The organism is Gemmatimonadota bacterium, assembly GCA_009835325.1.
In the GTDB taxonomy this organism is placed as follows: domain Bacteria; phylum JAAXHH01; class JAAXHH01; order JAAXHH01; family JAAXHH01; genus JAAXHH01.
Genome location: VXWP01000107.1, coordinates 1 through 20311 on the forward strand (window position 1 = coordinate 1; position 20311 = coordinate 20311).

Annotated in this window: 19 protein-coding genes; 12 read left to right on the top strand and 7 right to left on the bottom strand. The window is 62.6% G+C overall.

The annotated features are described in order from the left end of the window. Positions 1-1109 (top strand): mandelate racemase (locus F4Z81_14520; protein MXW06260.1); only part of this gene is annotated, 1109 nt, incomplete at its 5' end. A 45-nt stretch (positions 1110-1154) separates the two neighbouring features. Here F4Z81_14520 and F4Z81_14525 read toward each other — a convergent pair. The 3 genes from F4Z81_14525 to F4Z81_14535 are packed head-to-tail and all read right to left on the bottom strand — an operon-like array spanning position 1155 to position 3728. Further along, on the bottom strand, positions 1155-2045 hold the full coding sequence (locus F4Z81_14525; protein ID MXW06261.1) for a phytanoyl-CoA dioxygenase family protein: 891 nt from the start codon (positions 2043-2045) through the stop codon (positions 1155-1157). Further along, positions 1988-2926, bottom strand: a complete 939-nt coding sequence (locus F4Z81_14530; protein ID MXW06262.1) for a hypothetical protein — start codon at positions 2924-2926, stop codon at positions 1988-1990. Before F4Z81_14530 ends, F4Z81_14525 begins: the two co-directional genes overlap by 58 nt. Positions 2927-2948: 22 nt before the next feature. Then, on the bottom strand, positions 2949-3728 hold the full coding sequence (locus F4Z81_14535; protein MXW06263.1) for a 4-hydroxy-2-oxovalerate aldolase: 780 nt from the start codon (positions 3726-3728) through the stop codon (positions 2949-2951). A 378-nt stretch (positions 3729-4106) separates the two neighbouring features. On the opposite strand from F4Z81_14535, the gene F4Z81_14540 reads away from it, so the two are divergent. The 3 genes from F4Z81_14540 (at position 4107) to F4Z81_14550 (ending at position 7266) form a co-directional block, all read left to right on the top strand. Then, on the top strand, positions 4107-5018 hold the full coding sequence (locus F4Z81_14540) for a hypothetical protein (GenBank protein MXW06264.1): 912 nt from the start codon (positions 4107-4109) through the stop codon (positions 5016-5018). 160 nt (positions 5019-5178) lie between these two features. After that, positions 5179-5430: a type II toxin-antitoxin system Phd/YefM family antitoxin gene (locus tag F4Z81_14545; GenBank protein ID MXW06265.1), complete on the top strand. Its 252-nt coding sequence runs from the start codon at positions 5179-5181 to the stop codon at positions 5428-5430. An 87-nt stretch (positions 5431-5517) separates the two neighbouring features. Then, positions 5518-7266 (top strand): hypothetical protein, encoded by a 1749-nt coding sequence (locus F4Z81_14550; protein MXW06266.1) that lies wholly within the window; start codon positions 5518-5520, stop codon positions 7264-7266. A gap of 79 nt (positions 7267-7345) precedes the next feature. Here the strand turns inward: F4Z81_14550 and F4Z81_14555 are convergent, their stop codons facing one another. Genes F4Z81_14555 through F4Z81_14570 form a run of 4 tightly spaced genes read right to left on the bottom strand, consistent with a single transcriptional unit; the run spans position 7346 to position 12880 of the window. After that, positions 7346-8689, bottom strand: coding sequence for an MATE family efflux transporter (locus tag F4Z81_14555; GenBank protein MXW06267.1), 1344 nt, complete (start codon positions 8687-8689; stop codon positions 7346-7348). Positions 8690-8708: 19 nt separating this feature from the next. Beyond that, positions 8709-9989, bottom strand: coding sequence for an FAD-dependent oxidoreductase (locus F4Z81_14560; protein ID MXW06268.1), 1281 nt, complete (start codon positions 9987-9989; stop codon positions 8709-8711). Between the two features lie 41 nt (positions 9990-10030). After that, positions 10031-11764: a peptide ABC transporter substrate-binding protein gene (locus F4Z81_14565; GenBank protein MXW06269.1), complete on the bottom strand. Its 1734-nt coding sequence runs from the start codon at positions 11762-11764 to the stop codon at positions 10031-10033. A 24-nt stretch (positions 11765-11788) separates the two neighbouring features. Next, on the bottom strand, positions 11789-12880 hold the full coding sequence (locus tag F4Z81_14570; GenBank protein MXW06270.1) for a peptidase M19: 1092 nt from the start codon (positions 12878-12880) through the stop codon (positions 11789-11791). Positions 12881-13091: 211 nt separating this feature from the next. On the opposite strand from F4Z81_14570, the gene F4Z81_14575 reads away from it, so the two are divergent. From F4Z81_14575 to F4Z81_14610, 8 genes are all read left to right on the top strand, one after another. After that, on the top strand, positions 13092-14120 hold the full coding sequence (locus tag F4Z81_14575) for a zinc-binding dehydrogenase (GenBank protein MXW06271.1): 1029 nt from the start codon (positions 13092-13094) through the stop codon (positions 14118-14120). Positions 14121-14139: 19 nt separating this feature from the next. Continuing rightward, the gene (locus F4Z81_14580; GenBank protein MXW06272.1) at positions 14140-15168 is read left to right on the top strand and encodes an alcohol dehydrogenase catalytic domain-containing protein; all 1029 of its coding nucleotides are present in this window, start codon (positions 14140-14142) and stop codon (positions 15166-15168) included. 117 nt (positions 15169-15285) lie between these two features. After that, positions 15286-16107 (top strand): prohibitin family protein, encoded by an 822-nt coding sequence (locus tag F4Z81_14585; protein ID MXW06273.1) that lies wholly within the window; start codon positions 15286-15288, stop codon positions 16105-16107. 110 nt (positions 16108-16217) lie between these two features. Beyond that, on the top strand, positions 16218-17039 hold the full coding sequence (locus tag F4Z81_14590; GenBank protein ID MXW06274.1) for an RraA family protein: 822 nt from the start codon (positions 16218-16220) through the stop codon (positions 17037-17039). Positions 17040-17230: 191 nt separating this feature from the next. Next, a complete protein-coding gene (locus F4Z81_14595) occupies positions 17231-17794 on the top strand; it encodes a hypothetical protein (protein MXW06275.1) in 564 nt (187 codons plus the stop codon). A gap of 34 nt (positions 17795-17828) precedes the next feature. After that, positions 17829-18611 carry a 2,4-dihydroxyhept-2-ene-1,7-dioic acid aldolase gene (locus F4Z81_14600; protein ID MXW06276.1) on the top strand — a complete coding sequence of 261 codons (783 nt, stop codon included), beginning with the start codon at positions 17829-17831 and terminating at the stop codon, positions 18609-18611. Continuing rightward, positions 18608-20041: a sulfatase gene (locus F4Z81_14605; protein MXW06277.1), complete on the top strand. Its 1434-nt coding sequence runs from the start codon at positions 18608-18610 to the stop codon at positions 20039-20041. The genes F4Z81_14600 and F4Z81_14605 overlap by 4 nt, the downstream gene beginning before the upstream one ends. After that, the coding region (locus tag F4Z81_14610) for a hypothetical protein (protein ID MXW06278.1) at positions 20038-20311 on the top strand (274 nt) is incomplete at its 3' end. The genes F4Z81_14605 and F4Z81_14610, both read left to right, overlap by 4 nt.

The following is a 20311-nucleotide window of genomic DNA, read 5'->3' on the forward strand; positions in this document are numbered from 1 at the left end:
ACACCGTCGAAAACATGGGCGTGGACTATAACGGATTCAACCTGGTGTACGAGAAAGGCGCCACGCGCAAGCTCGGCGGTGGCCTGTTGCGGATACACACCAATCTAGGCATCGTCGGGGAATACCTGGGCGGTCCCTCGCCGTCGGGACCGGCGGTCCAGTACCTGCTGGGCAGCAACCCTTTTGAACGGGAGAAGACCTACAATGATCTGAAGCGCGGGCTGCGGCACACCGACCGCACCCAGATCGGCGCGGTGGACGTGGCGTTGTGGGACTTCGCGGGCAAGTACTACAACGCGCCCGTCTACCAGTTGCTGGGCGGTTACAGAACCTCCCTGCCGGCTTACGCGAGCACGTACCACGGCGACGAAAACGGTGGGCTGCATACGCCCGAGGCCTTCGCGGACTTCGCCGAACAGTGCCGGGACCTGGGATACCGCGCCTTCAAAATCCACGGCTGGGGCAACGCCCCCATCGAGCGCGAGGTCGCCAACGTGAAAGTCACGGGAAAGCGCGTGGGAGACGGCATGGACCTCATGATCGATCCTGCCTGCGAATACAATACCTGGGCGGACGCACTCAAGGTAGGGCGGGCCTGCGACGAAGCCGGATTCTTCTGGCTGGAGGATCCCTACAAGGACGGCGGCGTTTCCATATTCGGCCACAAGAAGCTGCGGGAACATATCACCACGCCGATCCTGCAGACCGAGCATATCTTCGGCCTGGAGCAGCACGTCGATTTCGTCGTGAACGGGGGAACGGACTTCGTGCGGTCCGGGGTCTACGAGGACGGCGGCATCACCGGCGTGATGAAGATCGCCCACGCGGCCGAGGGACTCGGGCTGGACATGGAACTCCACGGCGGCGGCCTCGCACACCGCCATATCATGGCATCCGTCCGGAACAGCAACTACTACGAACTGGGGCTCGTGCATCCCGGGATCAAGTCGAACAAGCCGCCCGTTTACGCGCCGGAATTCACCGATGAGCTCGAGAACATCGATGAACACGGCTGCGTTCCCGTCCCCCAGGGCCCGGGTCTGGGCGCCGAGATCGATCGGGACTACATCGAGGCGCATCGGGTAAACACGATCATGCACGAGGCGTAGCAGGAGCCGCTTCTACGGGCCGGCCAGATTCGCACGCATCTTCATTTACGGGCCGTCCAGCATCTCCCGCACCCGCTTGACGACCTGCTTCTCGTCGCGGGTCATTTTCTCCAGTTCGTACATGTCGTCCGACAGTTTCTCGCGGTGTTCCTCCAGCGGGTACAGGTGGGGCAGGTCGAAGAACCAGCTGAAGACGTACCGCTGGAAGATGTTCAGGCGGGGATAGTCCTGGGTCCACGGACTGGCGTTGTGCAGCAGGCGGGTGGAAAAGACGATCACGTCTCCCGCCTTCATGGGGATCGTGATCGATGTAGGAGGATCGTGCTCGACGGGCAAGTCTTCCGGCTCGGGAATCGTGGATTTATGGCTGCCGGGGACCAGGCAGAACCCCGTACCGGAAGGAACGTCGGCCAGTGCGACCCAGGTGGCCAGATGGCTGCAGTAGATCTCGCCGTCCGCCACCTGGAAATCGTTGTTGGGATTGCGGAATCCGTGGGTGACCTTGACCCCGTCGTCATCCCGGTGAAAATGCAGTTCTTCCGGGCCCTTGACCATGTGGGTGAATACGCAGTGCATCAGGCGGGGACAACCCCAAGTCAACCCGGCCACCACGCGGATGATCTCCGGGTTCATGTTGAGCCGCTGGAACACCTCGTGGCCGTAGTGGATATGGCCGATGTGGGTCTTGTTCGGCGCCTGTCGTCCCCGCTTAAGTGGAGCGGGAAGCTCCTTTTCGTCCGCGGCCAGCCATCCGTCCAGGACCGGGCGCATTTCGGACAGGTCAGCGTCCGGAACGACGCCGGTCAGCAGCAGGTAGCCCTGCAGCTCGAAATGCCACTTCTCTTCCGGTGACAGGAAGGACATCTGGGGCTGAGCCGTCATACCCGTTCCAGTTTCCACACGTCCGACGCCATGTGACTGCCTGCGACGACCCATAGCGCATCGCGGTACACGAAGATACTGGCCGCGTGCCGGGCCGGCCAGGGCGTATCCGGTACTTCGAACCAGTCTGTGCCGTCGCACGAGTACCAGACGTCGTTCAGGTTAACGCCGTTCCATCCCGCCAGCACCCACATCCGGTCATCGAACACGGCGGTCCCGTGATACTGCCGGGGCGTCCAGGGCGCGTTATGGTTATGGCACGCCCAGTGAACGCCGTCGGACGTACTCCACACATCATTGTGAAACGTCCGATCGGGCGTGTCCGGCGTTTCGTACGTACCACCGCCGAGAACCCAGAAACGACCTCGGTGCGCGGCGCTTCCGCCCACCATGCCGCGGGGCGCCCACCGGGGCTTGTTCGGTTCTAGTCTCGTCCAATCCGATCCGTCCGCCGAGACCCACACGTCATCGTAGAAACGGTCCTTGCCACTGGCGAAACCGGGCATGGTCTGGCCGCCCCATACCCAGAGTCTGTCCATCCAGGCCGCCGCGCCGTGCAGCACGCGGGGCGCCCAGGGGGCTTCTTCGAGCACGCAGTGCCAGTCCCGGCCGTTGGCCGACGACCAGACATCGCCCTGGTGATACCCCTGGTTGGCGTCGCCGCCGATCAGCCACATGCTGCCGTCGCAAACGGCGTATCCACCCGTGTGTCTTCCCGCCCAGTCCCGCTTCCTCTCGAAGGAGTCGTCCAGGTAGGTGTTGGGCTTTACCGGCGACCAGTCCCGCCCGTCGGTGGACCGCCAGACATCATTGCTGCAGACCCTGGGGAAATGGCGCTTGTCGCGCGGATTCCAGCCGCCGATCAGCCACATGGCGTCGTCGAAAACCAATGCGCCGGCTCCGTCGCGGGGCGCGAAGGAAGCGCGGGCCGTCACCTTTGTCCATTGATAACCCAAATCAGGCGCCCGGTATCGTATCCAGGTCCTTGCTGCACTGCTCGAGCACCTTCATCAGGTTGAAATCGCCGCCCCAGGGTACGAGACTGGCGCCCAGTCCTCGGTAGTGGGCGACCAGTTCGGGGCTGCCCGCAGTGATGCCCCAGGCCTTGCCGTGCCGTTCGGCCGCGTCCGACACCCGGGAAATGGCATCGTCCAGCGTCCAGTTGACATTGGGGTCGGTCTCCAGGCGGTGTGTCAGGTCGGCGGGGCCGATGAAGACCACGTCGATGCCCTCCACGGCCGCGATGGCGTCCACGTTGCGCAGGCCCTCCACGGTCTCGATCTGGCCGACGATGAAGGTCTCCCGGTTGGCGTCTTCGAAGTAAGTCGACCCTTCTTTCCACACCTCGATCCCGAAATCGCCGTCGAGGCCGGCGCCGTCGATGCCCCGGTTGCCCAGTGGCGGGAACTTCGTGCAATCGACGACATGGCGCGCGACGTCCGCAGTCGACATGAACGGGATCATGAAGCCCGTGGCGCCGTCTTCCAGATACCGGTAAAGGCGAGTCCTTTCCAGGGTCGGCGGGCGCACCATGCAGTCGATGTCGTGCTGCTTGCACATGGCCAGAATGGACTGGACCTCCCGGGCATCCATGGCGCGGTGTTCCAGGTCAAACCAGAGGCCGTCGTATTTGAAATGGGCGGCATAGCGAATGTAGAACGGCAGATAATGGCCGAGACCGGCCATCCGGACGAAGCCGGAGGAGCTAAGCTTGGACAGGACCTTGCTCTTGCGCATGCCGGATCCTTTCGGGGAAAACATCAGGAACTGGAGTCAGGATCGAAAAGCGACCGTCTGGCAGTGAATCAGTGCGGAAATTATCCACGTCCCGCGGTGCGGTGTCAAGACCTATCGGCGCTGAAATCTACACCTGCGCCATCCTGTGTGATGAATCGCGGCGGCCCCTGTGCGGCCTGAGGGCCTCTATTGGATTTTATTGTAGACTACCGAACATTAATGTATCATGGATTAATTTCCGCACGTTGGATGGCAAGGGCACCTGAGGCCAGCCATCCGGCATCCAGGAAACTTGATCACAGGAGCATCAGAAGGCCGACTACAGAAGGCCCATTTCAAAAGGCACACTGTAGGAGGCCCATCACAGGAGACACCTCGATGTTTCAGCATCTCTCGACCGCGGCGATCGGCGCACCCATTACCAGACTTGGCGTTTCGTTTTTTCCCGTCTACCTGCCGTCGAACGATCCTCCGGAGATCAGGACCGGAACCTCCTCCGGGATCGTTGTTCGGGAGCTCGATAACGCGGAAGTAGGATCCTTGCTGGCCGTCAACCCGACCGACACGCCGATTCTGATCGTTGACGGCGAGCACTTTCTGGGAGGCAAGCAGAACCGCGCCGTCAACGCTTCCGTGCTGGTTCCGGCACGAGCTGAACGAACCATGCCCGTGTCGTGTCTGGAGCAAGGGCGATGGGGACACGCCCAGTCGTACGAGCGCGATGTGGTGAATGCGTCGCCGCGGATTCGCAGGGTGATCCAGGAGGGCGTGTACGACTCGATTCAACGGGAGCAGACCCACGCGAGCGACCAGGGGAGGGTCTGGTCCGAGATCGCGGATGAGCTGCAATCCCATCAAGCACAATCCAGCACCTCGGCCGCGACGGAGAGTCATCGGGAAATCTATCGTCGCGACAAGGCACGGGCCGTGGCGGCCCGGGAACTCAGCGAGCTTGGACCGTTGCCGGGACAGTGCGGTATCGCGGTATCCCAGGGCCGGTGGATCACGGCCGTGGAGATCTTCGGCGCACGGCATCTGCTGGCGGAACACTGGGGCGCGCTCATCAAATCCCACCTGATGGAGCATCCCGTCCATACCGGTCCTCCGTCGGCCGATATAGCGCTGTGGGTGATTCGCCGCTTTGCTTCCATGGCTTCCCAGGAGGCTCCGGGTGTCGGACTCGGTACCGATCTGCGACTCCGCGATAAGAAGCGAATCGGCCAGGCGTTGACGTACGAGGAATCGCTGGTACATGGCAGTTTCTGGATGCGACAGGCCAAGGCGGCGTGACGTTGTAGAATGGGTAGGATGGGCCTCTTCCGGTAGTTTGGCATTCTCTGTATTATGCTGTCTGCTGCATGCGCCGTAATCAACTGCTTGACCCTGGATTCAACTGAATTAAACTTAGTCGTGATAACTCAGTCTGATACCGAAACCGAGATACGCCACCATGCGAACGCTAAACATGCGCGAGGCCAAGACACACCTGTCGAGGCTCGTCCGGGACGCTGAGAACGGTGTACCATTTATCATCGCGCGGGCAGGTAAGCCCGTCGTAAAGGTGATATCTGTCGAAGCGCCGGATCCAGGTGCGGGCGTAGCGCGTCGGATCGGGTTTCTGGATGGCCGGTTTACCGTACCCGAAGACTTTGACCACATGAGTTCAGCGGAAATCGAGAAGCTCTTCGAGGGCGGGCAGTGATATCTCTCCTAAATAAATGGTAGAGCGGTTCTTTCTGACTGGCGCCTATACCACGAGTCCACATTAAACCGGAAAACGGTCAATCCGATGACCTCCCTTGCCATCACCACCCCGATGCCACCACCGGCCTGGGCACTCCTGCAGAAGGAGTCCATGAGGGCCCAGGCCCGGGCCTGCGAGTACTTCTACAGCCGTTACTTCGATGAGCAGGGCTACATGCGCTGCGTGCCGCGCTGGGGCGGTGACGACGGGCCCGACGATGCCATCGAGAACCTGACCGGCTGGCCGGTCCTATACATGATGGGCGGTCCGGAGCAACTGCTCACCCTGAGCAACCTGGCGCAGGACGGCCATATCAAGCAGTATACCGAGGCGAAGACGGTCGACGTACCCTTCTGCCGGGACGGGATGTACTACAAGGAGTTCCCGGTGATGTTCGACTGGCTGCACAACGGCGAGAGCATGTCCGTCTTCGGAGATCTCGGCCTCTGCGACCCTGACGCCGAACAATTTGAACGCCGTGTGCGCCTGTGGTCCGGATTCTACATGGACGAGGATCCCGGGGCGCGGAACTACGACCCGGAGCACCGGATCATCCGCAGCCTGTTTAACGGGAGCCGCGGGCCCATGCTCCGCAAGGCCACGGCCCTGGACTGGACGGGTGATCCCATCGAGGAGGGCCGTTTCGTCCTGGCCCACGGCGAGCGAAACTACCAGGAGATGCTGGGCCATTTCAAGGACTACACCGACGTGGTCGGCGACCATCCCTCCAACATGCTGGCCACGGGACTGGCCTTCAACGCCTATGCACTGACTGGCGAGGACAAGTACCGGGACTGGATCCTGGAATACGTGGACGCCTGGGTCGAGCGCACCCGGGCCAACGGCGGCATCATCCCCTCCAATATCGGTCTGGACGGCACCATCGGCGGCGCCTGTGACGGAAAATGGTACGGTGGTTGCTACGGTTGGGGATTCACGACCGTCGCCCCGCAGGACGGCCGGACCGTACACCGTGACACGATCCAACTGGGCCTGTCGGGCTTCAGCCACGCGCTGCTGCTGTCCGGGGACCGGTCCTACGCGGCGCCCTGGAGCGAGATGATCGACCGGATCAACGAGCATGGACGGGAAGAGGACGGCCGGATGGTGTACCCCAACAAGTATGGGGACGACGGCTGGTACAACTTTACCCCGGGACCCTACAGTGTCGGCGCGATGGAGACCTGGTACTGGTCGATGTCGGATGCGGCGCGGGTGCGCTGCGCCGATGATGCGTGGGTGCGTTACCTGTCCGGTGAACATCCCACTTATCCGGAAGAGGCATTGCAGGCCGACCTTGCGTCGGTCCGGAAGAAGGTGGAGTGGATACGCAACGATCCCATGACGCCGGACACGCGCCTGTCCGACAATACCAACGGCGTCAATCCTGCAACACCAAACGCGTTGTTTCAACAGACTATGGGCGGTCCTGCCCCGAAGCGCGCCCAGGCGGTGCACTGCATGTTCCGGTATTTCGATCCGGGAAGGCGCAGGCCCGGGCTGCCGGAAGACGTTGCGGCGCTGGTCGACTCGGTCGGCGACACGAAATCGGCGGTAACACTGGTCAACTTGAACCCGGTAGACCCCGCCGAAGTCGTCATGCAGGGCGGCGCCTACCGGGAACACGCGTTGAAATCGGTTTCGGTAGAGTGCGAGGCGGGGGATGAGGACGGACGGACCGTGGAGGTGACCGGCGACTGTCTCAGAATCCGGCTCTCTCCCGGTTCCGGCGCGCGGCTCGAAATCGCCATGGAAAGGTATGTGAACCAGCCGACGCTTGCGTTTCCCTGGTAGATCCTGCGACAGCGACTACGACTGAGGCCCGTCCCCATCATACTCGACTGCCCAGCGTGCCGGCAACCCTGAATGTCACTCACCCCATCACCCTGAACGGGCTGTTCCCCACCCCCGGCCAGATCCGCACCACGCCCAACGTCGCCCGGACGCCGATCCAGACCCCAGTCATCAGCCAGATCCAGTCGAGCGCGTGGGGACCGGCGAGCAGTCCGGCCGCACCCGTGCCGGTGGCGAGGACCACGGCGTTCCTCAGGTACCGGTAGTCCCCCGAGCCCCAGTGCAGCCCGTCGGTGGCAAAGGCCAGGGCGTTCAGCGGTTGTACGACGACTGCGATGATCCAGGCAGAATGGAAATAGGCAATCGCGGTCGCGGGTACGAGCAGATCGATGATGATTCCGCTCCCCAGCCACAGGACAAGGCCCAACAGGCCACCCGACCACACGCTCCAGTGACACACGATGCGCGCCACTTTTCGGGCGCTCCGGATCCGGTCGCCGCCGAGGAAGTAGGCCACCAGGCTCTGGCCCGTGACGGCCAGGGCGTCCAGGACGAAAGTGCCGAACATCCACACCTGCCGGATCGCCTGGTGGGCAGCGCCGATGTCTGCCCCACCGTGCGTGGCCTCCCGGGTCGTCAGGAGCAGGAACAGGTTCAGCACGCCGGTGCGTATGAAGAGATCGGCGCCGACGCGCATCAGCCGGCGGACCGCGCCGAGATCTACCCGGAAGGACCATCCCAGCTTCCGCCTGACGGCCCAGATCGACCAGACCGCGCCGATCCAGTACGCGACGACGCTGGCCACCGCCGCGCCGGCGATGCCCAGGGCGGGAACAGGTCCCGCGCCGAAAATGAGGATCGGGTCGAGCACGATATTGATGCCGTTGATGCCGAGGGCGATCCAGAGCGGCGAGCGCATATCCTGGAGTCCCCGCAAAGCGCCGCAGGCCGTCAGCGTAATCAGGATGGCGGGGGCACCCAGCCAGCGCCAGAATATGTAGTCCACGGCTCCATCGTGGATCGCGCCCGACGCGCCGAGCAGCGTGGCCAAGTAAGAGGTGAGTGGAACGCCGAGGATGATGATCAGCAGCCCGAAGACTGTGCTCATGATGATGCCCAGGCTGCTCATGGAAACGGATCTGGACCGGTCGTTGTCGCCTTCGGCCTGGGCTACTTCGGTCTGGGTGCTGATTCCGAGGAAGTTGAACACCCAGAAGAGGCCGGATAGCGACACGGCGCCGACCCCGAGGGCGGCCAGCGACTCCGCGCCGAGCCGCTTGATGAAGGCGGTGTCCACGAGCCCGGTAAGCGGTTCCGCGATGAGCGAGAGCAGTACGGGGAAGGAGAGCCGTACCAGCGTGGCATGAGGTCTGGCCGTAAATGGATGGTCGGACGAGGTGGCTACGGGTTTTGAGTCGCGCATTTTCACCTGGGTGGCGTTCTTAATCGGCGAAACGATCCACCGCGAGGAGGTCGAGGTCGACATCCAGGTCGCTGTCGGCCTGCTCGTCGGCCCGCTCGCCGACTATGATCCTGCGGACCAGCTTCCCGGTCACCGGACCGAGGGATACCCCGATCATGGCGTGGCCGGCCGCCACAGCCAGGTTGCTGAAGTCCGGGACCCGGCCCAGAAAGGGCAGTCCGTCGGGCGTGCATGGACGCAACCCGCACCAGGTCTCCAGGATCTCATAAGAACCGATATCGAAATCCGGCAGATACCGGGGTACGGCGTTCAGAATGGCGGCAACGCGCCGCTGGTTAATGGTCTGGTCCATGCCGGCCAGCTCCAGAGTGCCTCCGATTCGCAGCGTGTCGCCCATGGGCGTGACGGCCACACGGGATTCCGACAGCATGAAGGGCGTTTCCGGCCAGCCGGACGGTCGTCTCAGGGTAACGCTGTACCCCTTGGCCGGCTGAATGGGCAACTGAACTCCGGCGAGTTCACCGAGCGCGGCGGACCAGGAACCCGCCGTGAGCACCACCTCTCCCGCCGCGATATCTCCCCGGGTCGTGTGGGTAACCGTGATGCGTCCTTTTTCATTCGTGAAGCCCTTTACTTCCGCCTGGGTACGCACCGTCACACCGAGCCGCTCTACGTGGTCCGCCAACGACCGCACGAACTTGCCAGGCGTTAAATGGGCATCCTGCCTGAAGTGCAGGCCGCCCAACGCATTCAGCTCTAGCCCCGGTAGTGCCTCGGCCAGTCCATCCGGGGTAAGTGCGTCGATCTCCAGTCCGTAGGAAGAGAGAAGGTGCCGTTCCTCCTGCCCTTCCTCCAGGCCTTCCCGCGTCCGGTACACGGCCACCACACCCCGCTGATGGTAGTCGAAATCCACCCCGTCCAGACCGTTTAGTTCATCGAAGAGCGTAAGGCTGCGCAGGCTCAGGTCCCGGATCAATGGAATGGCCCTGCGCATCCGGCCTTCGCTACTCGCCCTCCAGAAGGCCCACAACCAGCGGACCAGCGATGGGTCCAGCCGCGGCTTGATGTAGAAGGGGCTGTCCGGCCTGAACATCCACTTCAGGCCCTGGGACACGACGCCCGGCGCCGCGAGCGGCACACTGTGGCTGGGCACGACGAGGCCCATGTTGCCGTGGGAAGCGCCGGACCCGATCTCCCCGCGATCCACGAGGGTGACTTCGTATCCCGCCTCACGCAGGTAGAATGCGGCACAGACACCGACCGCGCCGCCTCCGATGATCAATACGTCGGTCTTGTCCATGATAATATCGGATGGTCAAGGTGGCGGATGGCCAAGGCGGATCAGTGGCGGGCGATATACATTTCCGTGAAATTCACGGTCTGTATCGATATGATCGGCACCACGCGGCCGTCACGGTCCTGCTTGACGCCTCGGAGATAGGGTTTTCGCAGCTCCGTGATCACCGGGTGGAAGAGAAAGACGGCGCCCGCCTCCTCCGCCATGATGCGCTCGGCCCGGGCGTACAGGTCGTAGCGCACCGCGGGATCCATATGGGTATTGGCCCGGTCGAGCAGGTCGTCGAACTCCGCGTGCAGCCAGTCGTGGCGGGCATATCCCCTGGGCTGGGACCGCCAGAGGAGGCCGAGCATGTTGGACGGGTCGGGGTAGTCGTAGACGAAGACCAGCATGCCCATGGGGATCTGCCACTGAAAAAGGTTTTCGTTAAAAATGTTGCGCTGCTGGTACCTGATTTCGAGTTCGATACCGAGTGTCTCCCGGAGCATGGCCTGCACCGCTTCCCCCGCGATGCGGTTGATACCCGTATCGGCCACACGTAGCCACAGCTCCGTCTTCGGGAAGCCCCGACCTTCCGGATAGCCGGCTTCCGCCATCAGCCGCCGCGCCTCTTCAGGATCGTAGGTCTGGAACGCCTTGAACTGGTCCGCCGAATACCCCGGGAAGCCGGGCGGCAGCATGGAGTAGGCCGGAATGGCGAGGTCGTTGAGGACGGTCGTGCTGAGCGTGGATCGGTCGATGGCGCGCGCGATGGCCTGCCTTACCCGGGCGTCGTTGAAGGGTGGCTGCCGGGTCTGGAAGAACAGGTACCACGTGGTGAACTCCGGCATCCGGTGAATCTCCTGCGCAAGTTGTTCGTCCTGAAGCACCCGTTCGTAGTCGATGGGGTCCAGCCGATAGGCGTCGATTTCACCGTTCTCATAGGGCAGGGTGCCCGGACGCTGCGCACCGATGAACTTGACGATGATCTCCTCGAGCAGCGCCTTGTGCGGTCCGTTGTAGTTCGGATCCAGCGTGAACGTCATGTCGGATCCCGTGTTCCACTCAGCCAGCCGGTAGGTGAAATTGGACACGATGTGTTCCGGTTCCGTCCATTCCGCGCCGAATCGCTCCACCTGCCACCGCGGCACGGGCGACGACGTGATGAAGGAAACGATATAGGGCAGGTACGGACAGGGTCCCTCCGTCTCGATCTGGAAGGTCAGATCGTCCACCGCGCGGATGCCCACCTGCTCCACGTCCTGGAGTTCGCCCTGGTTGAAGGCTCGCCCGTTCTTGATCACGTAATAGAGAAAGGCGTAGATGTTCCCGCTGGCCGGATCCAGCATGCGGCGGAAGGAATACTCGAAGTCGTGGGCCGTAACGTCCCTGCCGTCGCTCCACCGCGCACCTTCCCGGAGATGGAAAGTCCATGTCCGGCCGTCCTCCGAAGACTCCCACCGGTCCGCCGCGGCAGGCACCAACTCGTTGTTCTCGTCCAGCAGCACCAGCCGCTCGAAGGCGAAGTACGTGCCGTCGGCCTCGTAGGCCGCCACGCTGATGTCCAGCGTAGACGGCTCGCGGAACATGTATCGGAACCGCTGCTGTTCCGGCGGGGCCGCGTCGTCCGGCAGCTGGCGGCCTATGGAATTGACCTGGGCCTGGCCGTCGGTCCGGGAGCCATTTTCGTCGCCGGCACAGCCGTTCAGACCGAGGACCGCCCAGGCCAGCAGTAAGCAGGCGGGAAGCGCCGGCCGCTGTGGGCAGCGTCGCCACTTGTTTCGAATGTACGTGTCCATTGCGGGAACCTCGTCCTTGAAACGTCAGCCGTTCTTCGGCAGGTGGTCCGTGTAGAATCGCACCCAGTTCCGGTACATGATCTTCTCGATATCGTCCCTGTCGTAGCCCCGGCCTTCGAGCATCGGGGCCAGCAACTGGTAATCCGCGATGGAATCGACTTCGCAGGGCGCTCCGTCAATGCCGCCCTGCCCGTCGGTATCGCCGCCGATCGCAGCATGATCGGCATTGCCGGCAAGCTGGCACACGTGATCGATATGATCGGCCACGTGGTTCAGCGAAATTTCCTCGCGCCGGAAGTGGTCCCGGCGGTTGTATCCGTCGGTGTTCGCCCAGTCGAGGGTGTACCACGGACAAAGCATCCAGGTGTCCATGGACGCGCCGATGACGCCGCCCCGTTCGATGACGATCCGGAGTTGCTCGTCGGAGAACTGGCGCTGGCCGGGAACGAGGGCGCGGCAGTTCTGGTGGCTGGCCAGCACCGGTCCCTCATACCGGTCCACGGCCTCGAAGAAACTATCGTCCGAAATGTGGGTGAGGTCGAGCAGCATGCCGCAGGCGGACATCTCCCGCAGCAGGTCTCCCGCAGGCGCGAACAGGCCGCCCTCCGAACCCGTGCCATGGGCATAGGTGCTCGGGCCGTAGTGGGTCAGGCTCACCACGCGGACACCGTATTCGAACCATTCGTGTACCTGGTCCGGCCAGAGGATGGGATCAGCGCCTTCCATGCCGAGGATGAATCCCACGGGCAGGCTGTGGGTATCCTCCGCTTTCTCCCAACCTTCCATATGACCGGCCAGGGCTTGCCCGTGCGTGAGTACGACGCCTTCCCCCTGTTCCGCCAGCATATGATAGTAGGCTACCTGGCCGCGGGCCGCCCCGTACACCGCCGCACTCCCGCGGAGACCCGACAGTATGCTGTTTTCCCGTTTTCGACGAACGCAGAACTTCATGAGCGCAGCCGCCACCCGGCCCCTCCGCATCTCGGGCAGGCATGCGAAGGCCACGTTGCCCGATTTTCCATCGGCCGCACGCACCTCGTCCAGCGGCAGCGTAAGGTCCCGGTTGAGCTCCTCGCCACTGTATGCCATGGGATAGTCGCCGTCAAAGATGAGCATGGGAAAACGATACCGGGCGGTCCGAGGGGTGTCAATACAATTCACCCCGGAATTCCGTTTTGAATCGTGCCGGCCGCCTGTCCTTGCGTTTGCTTCGTCAAGAACGTATAATAGGCGTCCGTGAAACTTGTTTCGTAGTCAATACGTCTTACCTGATAAGGCGTTTACGTTCACGTTGAACGTACCCACAAAGCTACGGATACCTTACCCTATGCGCGCATGTGTGCTGGTTGAACCGGGACGGATAGAAACCCGCGACGATGTCGATCTGCCGGTCGCGGGACCGACCGACGTGGTCGTGCGGGTGGAATCCGCCCTGACCTGCGGGACCGATCTCAAGGCATACCGGAGAGGTCATCACCTCATGCCGCCGCCGACCCTGTTCGGCCACGAGTTCTCGGGAGTAGTTTTCGACAAAGGGAATAAGGTGGACCGTTACGCCATCGGGCAGCCCGTCATGTCGGTACATACCGCGCCTTGTGGTACCTGCGTCTACTGCGTGAGATCGCTCCAGAACCTGTGCCCGTACCTGACGAAGACGATGGCCCTGGGCGCATACGCCGAGTACCTCAGGGTGCCCGGCGCGGTGGTCGACGTGAACATGTACCCAAAGCCCGATGACCTGGGCTATCGCGAGGCCGCCATGCTGGAGCCCCTGTCCTGCGTGACCTACTGCATCAGCCAGGCGCTGGCGACGCGGCCGGAAACCGCGGTCGTGATCGGCGCCGGCGCCATCGGGTTGCTGCATGTCATGGTGCTGAAGGAAATGGGGATCGGCCAGGTCATCGTTTCAGGGCGACACGAATACCGGCTCGAAACGGCGAAGGCGGTGGGGGCGGACCTCGTCATCGACAGCGACAGGGAGCATGCCACGGAAGCCGTGTTGGACGCCACCGGGGGCCACGGGTCGCCCATCGTCTTCGAGTGCACGGGATTGCCCGCGGTCTGGGAGGAAGCCGTGACCATGGTCAGCAGGGGCGGATGCGTCATCCTCTTCGGCGGATGCCCGGGCGGCACGACGGTCACTTACGATACGGCACGCCTGCACTACGACCAGATCACGCTCAAGGGCATCTTTCATTTCACGCCCGAGGCGGTCCGGAGCGCTTACGACCTGCTCGCGGACGGACGGCTCGACGTTACGCCCCTGATTACGGGAGACCGCACGCTGGAGGAAGTGCCGCAGACCTTCAGGACCTTCCGCGGAAAGGACACGCTGAAGTACGCGATCATTCCCTGATCCGGCGGGGGTAACTTCCATGAAAGCCGCAAAAGTCTACGATATCGACGATATCCGGATCGAGGAGATGGATACGCCGGCCATCACGGCGCGGGACGCACTGGTGAAGATGCGCAGTTGCGGGATCTGCAGCGGGGATGTCACGCCCTGGTACATCCGGCGAAAAGCGCCCATCGTCATCGGGCACGAGCCGACCGGTGTCGTGGAGGCCGTGGGCGACGAGGTCGAAGGGCTTTCCGTGGGAGACCGCGTTTTCATTCACCACCACGCGCCCTGCTACCGGTGCCGCCATTGCCGCCGCGGAAACTTCACCATGTGCGCCACCTGGAAGAAGACCCGGCTCGATCCCGGGGGCGCGGCCGAATACGTACGGGTCCCCGAGATCAACCTCCGCCACGACACCCTGGTCCTGCCTGATTCGGTTTCCTTCGACGACGGCGCGCTGATCGAGCCCGTAGCCTGCTCGGTAAAGGCGGTGGAACGGGCCCGTGTCCGCCCCGGCGACATCGTGCTCGTCATCGGACTGGGCTTGATGGGCGTCTTGAACGGAATCGTGGCCCGGCACTACGGCGCGAAGACGGTCATCGGGGCCGACAGGGTACCCTACCGGCTGAACAAGGCGCTCGAACTCGGCATGGACCACGTGGTGGACGTAGGGGAGCACGATCTCTCGGAGGCGGTGCGTGAATTTACGGACGGCGTGATGGCCGACGTGGTGATCGTCGGTCCCGGCAGCATCGCGGCAATGGAGACCGGACTGACCTGTGTGGGCAAGGGCGGGATCGTGCTGCTTTTCATGTCCTCGCCGGAGGAGGATGTGCTTGCCTTCAGGCCCTTTGACCTGTACTTTAATGACGTATCGATCGTATGCAGTTATTCCTGCGGTCCTCGCGATACCCGCATGGCGCTGGACCTTATCGAGGCCGGTGTGGTAACTTCCGACCAGGTCGTTACGCACCGCTTTCCTTTATCGGAGACACGGCGGGGCATGGAGGTCACCGCCGCCGCACAGGATTCCCTGAAAGTGTTGATTCACATCAACGAGTGAGCGCCGCGTCAACGCGTATTCCGGCCGGTTGGGCCCATCCGGTCCGTCGAGCCATTCCGGACCGTCCGGCCAAACCGGACCGTCCGTCCAGTCCACTAAGTAGAAGGAGGAGTAGAAATGTCTGACTATGATATCCGGGAGCAACTCCCCGGCAGCAATATACCCTATCTCAAGATCGCCATCGGCATCGTCGTGCTGCTGGTGTTGTACAACTCATACGCTGTAATTGGCGCCGGCGAGCGCGGCGTCGTGTTTAGCAAGTTCGGCGGCGTCCAGGACCGCGTCCTGTCCGAGGGCCTGCAGTTCAAGCTGCCCTTCATCGAAGATGTGATCCCCGTCGACGTCAAGATCAAGAAGTCGGAAACGGCCGCAACGGCCTCCACCAAGGATCTGCAGACCGTCTCATCCACGATCGCGCTGAACTATCACGTGGATCCGGGCGCGGTGAACACGGTGTACCAGGAAATCGGCATCTTCTTCAAGGAGCGGGTCATCGATCCGGCGGTGCAGGAAGCCGTCAAGGCCGTATCCGCCCAGTACACCGCGGAGGAACTGATCACGCGCCGCGCCGATGTCAAGGACGAGATCAAGGAGTCCCTCACGACTCGGCTGATTACCTTCAACATGATCGTGGACGAGTTCAACATCGTCGATTTCGCTTTTTCCCAGACCTTCAACCTGGCGATCGAGGCCAAGCAGACGGCCGAGCAACAGGCCCTGAAGGCCCAGCGCGACCTTGAACGCGTCCGGATCGAGGCCGAGCAGAAAGTAGCGCAAGCCCAGGCCGAAGCCGAGGCGCAGCGCCTGCAGCGCGCCACGATCACGCCGACCCTGCTGCAGTTGCGCGCGATCGAGAAGTGGGACGGCCACTTCCCCCAGGTCATCGGCCAGGCCATGCCCTTCATCGATCTGAAGACGCTGGGACCCCAGACCAGGTAGGTCGGCAGGGACGCGTCGACGCAGACTAGCGACTGGCCGCGCAGGCGTGCGACCTTTGAATACCGCTACATCAACGATCCCCGCAGGCGTAAAGGAGACAGGAGTTCTACATGATCGGTTTGAACAGTCCGGAGTTCACGCGAGCCGTCACCTCGCAGTGGGACGGCGAACGGGGTCCGGACGGGCGCCCCGTTGTGCCTGACAGCATCCTGAAACGGATGGAGAAAGTAACTATTGAGGAAGCGTGGGGCGTCATCGGAGGAAAGGGATATAACTACCAGTTCGCGGGGGACTGGCAGATCCTCCACCCCGATCGCACCCTGGTCGGCCGCGCGGTGACCGGCGTCTACGTGCCCACCCGCCCCGACCTGGAAACGGCCATCCAGGCCGACGGCGCTGAACATGGCTGCATAGGCGGCCAGAACTCCTGGGTGATCGATACGCTCGAACCCAACGACGTGATCGTCATCGACCTTTTCGGAAAGGTCAAGTTCGGCACCTTCGCCGGCGATAATCTCGGCAATTCCATCTATGCCAAGACCGGAACGGGCATGGTCATCGACGGAGGCATCCGGGACCTGCAGCGGCTCTACGAAATCCCTATGGTCTCTTACATCCGCGGGGTCGATCCCACGGCCATAGCGGACGTAACTCTCCTCGGCATCAACGTTCCGGTACGAATCGGCCTCGAAGCCACCTGCGTACCCGGGGACGTCGTCCTCGGCACGCGGGAAGGCGTCATCTTCATTCCGCCGCACCTGGCAGAACAGGTCGTCATCGAATCGGAAGAAACCAGGATGCGGGACGCCTGGGGCCACCAGCAGCTTCGCGACGGCACCTACACGCCCGGCGAGATCGACCGCGAATGGACCGCCGAAATGACGGCCGAATTCGAGGTCTGGCGGCAGCAGCAGACCGAGGACGACTCGTAGCGAAGCGCTATCGTTACGCCGGCAACGTCGCACAGGAAAGCTGGAATCACGGACATCGAATCCCGGACGGTCAGCATTCATATCTGTGTGTACACCGGCCGGGTATTTTGTGTTTGGCAACGATGGGTGGCGTTCTTATATTCGTTTAGAACGGTTCGTATTATTTCTTTCCATATTAAGCAAACTGCCCGATGGCCAGACCCTATTCACCCACCCTGCTCGGATACGTATTGCTGGGACTGCTGAACCAGCTTCCCCGGTCGGGCTACGACGTCCGCCTGGAGATGGAGTCGACGCCCATGGCTCATTTCAGTAGCAGTCCCGGATCGATCTACCCGGCGCTCCAGCTGCTGAAGAAAAACGGTTTTATCGACAGCGAGGTCTTCCATCGCTCCCGGTTGAAGCCGAGGGAAGTGTTTCACCTGACCGAGAAAGGCAAAAAGGCCTTAAACGCGTGGCTGCACAAGCGGCTCGCAGTATCCGATCTGAAGGACAATCTCTCGGAGTTGATGCTCAGGTTCCGGTTCATGGAAGGCATCTCAAGTGATCAGGAATCGCTACGGTTCCTAAAGGATTTCAGGCGCAAGGCCAAGACCTACGCCAGCATTCTCAAGTCACAGACCAGGACACAGGCCGATAGTTCGCTCCATTTCGCCTTCTCACTGCAGCGGGAGATCTCCATGATCCAGATGCATATCGAGTGGGCGGACCAGGCCATGACGGCTTTCGAAGCTTCGGAGCCGAACGGGTCCTAATGCGGCCCGGAACCCGGAAAGGCAAGTGAGATAAATGCGACCGAACAAGCTCAGGAGCATCCTGAACGAGGGCCGGCCCTCCCTGGCCACCCACATACACACGGTCTGGCCCTCCGTGGTCGAACTTGTGGGGCACACCGACCGGTACGACTACGTCGAGTTCGTGGGAGAATACGGTCCCTACGACCTCCATGACCTGGATAACCTGGGCCGCGCCGCCGAACTGCACGACCTCGGCCTGATGATCAAGGTCGACCAGGAGCCGAGAGGGTTCCTCGCGCAACGGGCCATCGGTTCCGGGTTCCAGAGCGTGCTCTTCGCAGACTGCCGGACCCCGGACGAATTCCGCGCCTGCGTGGACATCGTGCGCCCGGATACGCCCGAATCCCGGGGTACCTACGGCGTTGCGACACGAAGGTTCTCATACATGGGATACGGCGGCGGCCGGGAATACGTGGACGCCCTGGACGAGATCGTCGTGGCGGTCATGATCGAGAAGGGACCCGCGGTGGACCACCTGGACGAGATCCTGGAAATCGACGGGATCGACATGATCCAGTGGGGACCGGCCGACTATTCCATGAACGTGGGCAAGATCGGCCAGCGTGAAGCGGTAAAGTCCGTCGAACGCGTGGTCATCGACAAGTCCCTGGCCGCGGGCAGGAACCCCCGCGCCGAAATCAACACCGCGGACGAAGTCCGGTACTACCTCGATCTCGGCGTACGCCACTTCTGCATTGGCACGGACGTGCACGTGCTGCATGGCTACTGGCGGCGTGAAGGCGACGATATGCGCAAGGCGCTGGACGGGTCGTGACGGGCGACCATGACCACGTAGCACCGGCCGAGACCATGATGTCCCGCCCCAACATCCTCTTCGTATTCGACGATCAGCACCGGTACTCCGCCATGGGCACCAGCGGCAACCCCGTCGTGCAAACGCCGAACCTGGACCGGTTCGCGTCCGAGGGCGTGGTGCTGGACCAGGTGTTTTCCAGTTGCCCTATCTGCTCGCCCTACCGCGGCCAGCTTATGACTGGTCGATACTCGCACGTCAACGGCGTCATGGACAACGAGTACCTCCTTCGCCGTGACCAGGTCTTCCTGCCGGCCGTACTCGGAGATCATGACTACCGCACGGCCTACATCGGCAAGTGGCACCTGGGCTACGGTCCTTATGGAGCGGACGGCCGCTACGGCTTCGATTACATGGCCGCCTACGACTGCAATCACGACTATTACGACGTATCCTACTATGAGAACGAACAGGGCCCGATCGACATGGCGGGGTGGGCGCCGGAAACGGAAACCTCGCTGGCGATCGAGTTCATGGAGTATCACGTCCGGGATCACGCCGACCGGCCCCTCGCCCTCGTACTGAGCTGGGGACCGCCCCACTGGCCGTACGATGCGTATCCGGCCGAGTACGACCTGTACGACCCGGAGAAGGTGGATCTACCGCCCAACGTCCCCGAGCAGTTCGCCGCCTTCGCCCGGCGGGAGATCGCCCACTATTACGGCAACGTGACCGCTTTGGACCACCAGTTCGGCCGGTTGGACGACGCGCTGGAACGCCTGGGTATCCGGGACGACACCCTGGTGGTTTTCACCTCTGACCATGGTGACCACCTCAGCAGTCACGGCTACGGAAAGCCCATGGACCGCTGGATGCACCCTTCCTTCCGCGCCTCGAAGGCGACGCCGTACGAGGAATCGATCCATGTTCCCTTCATCGCCCGGCAGCCGGGCCGGATCGCGCCCGGGACGAGGAGCGACGCCCTGGTAAGCAGCGTGGACATGATGCCTACGCTGCTGGGCATGGCCGGCGTGCCGGTGCCCGCAGGTGTGCAGGGCACGGATCAGTCGCACGTGCTGACCGGAACGACGGGACCGCGCAGCGATTCGGTCTATCTGCAGATCCTCGGACCCGGCTGGCCGCACCGGGGCGAGTGGGTCGGCTTCTGGCGCGGGATCCGGACGGACCGATGGGTCTACGCGCGCTGGCACAACAATCAACGGGACACGCTGCTCTTCGACCGGCAGGACGATCCTTTCGAGATGAATAACTTGGCCGGCGATCCGGATTTTCGGGAGATTCAGGACGAATGTGAAGCGCGGCTACAGCGATGGATGGCGGAAACCGGCGATCCCTTCGACACCGGGTCCCGCGACCCGGAGACGGGCATGCTGCGGCTCGGGCAGCGGTTCAATCACGAAATGTACGATAGAGGGGAACAGGCTAGATGACGATTTCCTGCTGCACCTGGGCTTTGGAGGGACCGGAAGCGGACGCCTTGACCGCGATCGCGCAGGTGGGACTGCGCCACATCGACCACCGCCCTTATGATTTCAGGTCCGCCGAATCCCGCCGCCTTATTTCGGACCTCGAACTCACGCCCGCGTGCATGGCGACGGGTTTCGGCATGCCGGAAGGTGCGGCGCTCGACGCGGCCGACGTCGGCGCACGCGACGCGGCCATCGAACACATCAGGCGTGCCCTCGAATACGCCCACGAGA